Annotated in this window: 2 protein-coding genes; one reads left to right on the top strand and one right to left on the bottom strand. The window is 72.7% G+C overall.

The window, feature by feature from the left end:
- A partial coding sequence (locus L2I40_RS21880) for a glycosyltransferase (RefSeq protein WP_237217379.1) occupies positions 1–1,136 on the bottom strand: 1,136 nt, incomplete at its 3' end.
- A 190-nt stretch (positions 1,137–1,326) separates the two neighbouring features.
- Between L2I40_RS21880 and L2I40_RS21875 the strand changes: the two genes are divergently transcribed.
- A partial coding sequence (locus tag L2I40_RS21875; RefSeq protein ID WP_237217377.1) for an FG-GAP repeat domain-containing protein occupies positions 1,327–2,448 on the top strand: 1,122 nt, incomplete at its 3' end.

The raw sequence follows: 2,448 nt of genomic DNA, 5'->3' as shown, positions 1-2,448 counted from the left end.
AAGGCGGCGGCGGCGGCGCCGAGCCGCGCGGCCTCCGCGGGGTCGTCGCGCAGGCGGCGCAGCGCTGTGGCCGCGGCGTCGAGGTCTGGCTCGGCCCAGCGCTGGTCGGGGTGGTCGTAGGTGCGCTGCGGATCCTGCGCGGGCACCAGTCGCCAGGGCACCGGGATGCCCGTCCCAGGTGTCAGGAAGTCAGCGTTGCCCGACCAGCCGGTGGCGACGACGGGCAAGCCGCGCAGCATAGCTTCGGCGAGGCTGAGCCCGAAGCCCTCGGCGCGGTGGAGCGAGAGGAGGACGTCGGCCTCGTCGTAGAGCGCGTCGAGCCCGGCGGCGTCGAGCGTGGCATAGCGGATCTCGATGTTCGGGCCGGCTGCCATGGCCGCCAGTCGCGCGGCCTCCTGCGGCATCTCGCCGAGGCGCTGCGTCTTGAGCAGCAGCCGCGCCGTCGGGTCGGCCCCGAAGGCGCGCCGGAACGCCTCGATCACGCCCTCCGGGTTCTTGCGCGACAGGCTCGAGGCGGCGTCGAACATGGACAGGACGGTGAAGCGCGAGCCGCCCGTACGCCGCCGTCGCTGCGGCACCGGGCGCAGGGCGACCGGCGGCGGCACCACATGGACGGCGCGGTCGCCAGCGACGGGTCTGACTGCATCGGCCACGAAGTGGGTGAGCGCCCAGATCTCGTGGACGAGGCCGGCGCCGAGCCGCCATTCCGGCGGCGCGATCGGAAGCTCCCAGTTCCAGCAGCCGATGACGTGCTTGCCCGACAAGAGCCGCCGGCCGATCGCCAGCAGCGCCAGGCCGGTGAGCGGGGCGTTGACGTGCAGGATGAGCGTGCCCGGCCCGGCATCGACGGTGTGCGGCGGAGCGGGAGGGGGCAGCGCGGCGGGCTGGCGGAGCGCCTCGGTCAGGTCGAGGCCGATGGCGGCCACGCCTTCGGCGCGCAAGGCCTCGAGGCAGAGGCGGGCCGATTCGCCGAGGCCCGAAGCGGCGCGCAGCGTGCCGGCGACGATCAGGGGCGCCGCCGGCTCGACGCCGCGGCGTGGCCGCGGCGCGGCGAGCGTGGTGGCGCGGAACAGCGCAGCCCGGCGCAAGCCGTAGGGCAGGCGCTGCCAGAGATACCGGTGCAGGAGGCCAATCATCCTCGTTCCGTGTCCGTACCTCGGGGACGTCGGGGCGCGGCCGTGTGCCACGCGGTCGCCTGGCACGCCAGGGGCGTCGCCCGCTGCCGCAAAGGACGTGGACCGAGTTAACGGTGCGCTCAGCAGCCTCCTTTAGGTTCGGAGCCCCGATGCCCGACCCGTCTTTCGAGTTAGATCCTGGCCTGAACGCATGAGCACGACCGTACCCGCGATCGGCGCATCCGGGCAACCCGACAGCATCTTCACGTGGCGGTTCGAGGCGTCGAGCGGGGCGTCCTGGGGCGGCACCTTCGTGGCGGACAGTGTCCTGTATGCCCCGGGGGATACGGTGGCTGCGCTGCTGGGAACCTACACGATCCTTCTGGAGGAAGAGCGCGGGATGGACCTGTCGCCGCTCGGCCTCGATGACGGGCAGGTGTTCGTGGAGTGGTACTTCGACCGGGTCGCTGGCGTGTTCCTGCCGACGCGGAACGGGCCCGGCCTCGCTTCCGGCACTGCCGGCTTGGGGTCGGAACTCGACTCCGCCTGGACCGGGGCCGCCTGGGCGGTGTTCGGCCTGGGCGGCCGCCTGCAGGCGGGAAGTGCGACGGTGACTGCCGATGCGCGCTTCACCTTCGTATTCCGGGCTGACAGCGGCGACAGCTGGGGTGGCCTCCTGTTCGACGTGGGGACCGCCTGGGCTCCAGGCGCCACGCTGCGCACGTCGTTCGGAGCCTACGTCATAACGGCCAAGGCAACGGTGGAGGCCGGCGGGCCCGCGGTGGGCACGGTCCGCCTGACAGGAACCTACTTCGATGCGGTCGGGGGCCGTGCCTTCGTGATTTCCGGTGCCGACGGGTTAACGGACCACGGCACGGCGGGGCTCGGAAGCGAGATCGCGACCGTTTTCAATGAGCGGCAGACGGTGGCGATCGGGCTCGGCGGCGCGCTGCAGGCCGACACGCCGCCGGATCTGCGCCCGCTCCTGCCCGCCTTCGGCGTCGTCGCCGGCGGCTGGTCGAGCAACACCGTCTTCCCGCGCATGATGGCCGACGTGAACGGCGACGGACGGGCCGACATCGTCGGCTTCGGCAATGACGGCGTCCTCGTCGCGCTCAACACCGGCGCGGGCGGCTTCGGGCCGGCCTACTTCGCCTCGCGCGAGTTCGGCTTCGGCGCCTCGGCCGGCGGCTGGTCGAGCAACGACGTCTTCCCGCGCATGATGGCCGACGTGAACGGCGATGGCCGCGACGACATCGTCGGCTTCGGCAATGACGGCGTCCTCGTCGCGCTCAACACCGGCGCGGGCGGCTTCGGGTCGGCCTACTTCGCC

It is taken from the genome of Falsiroseomonas oryziterrae, from assembly GCF_021864505.1.
Classification (GTDB): domain Bacteria; phylum Pseudomonadota; class Alphaproteobacteria; order Acetobacterales; family Acetobacteraceae; genus Falsiroseomonas; species Falsiroseomonas oryziterrae.
This window is presented reverse-complemented; position numbering and strand designations above follow the sequence as displayed.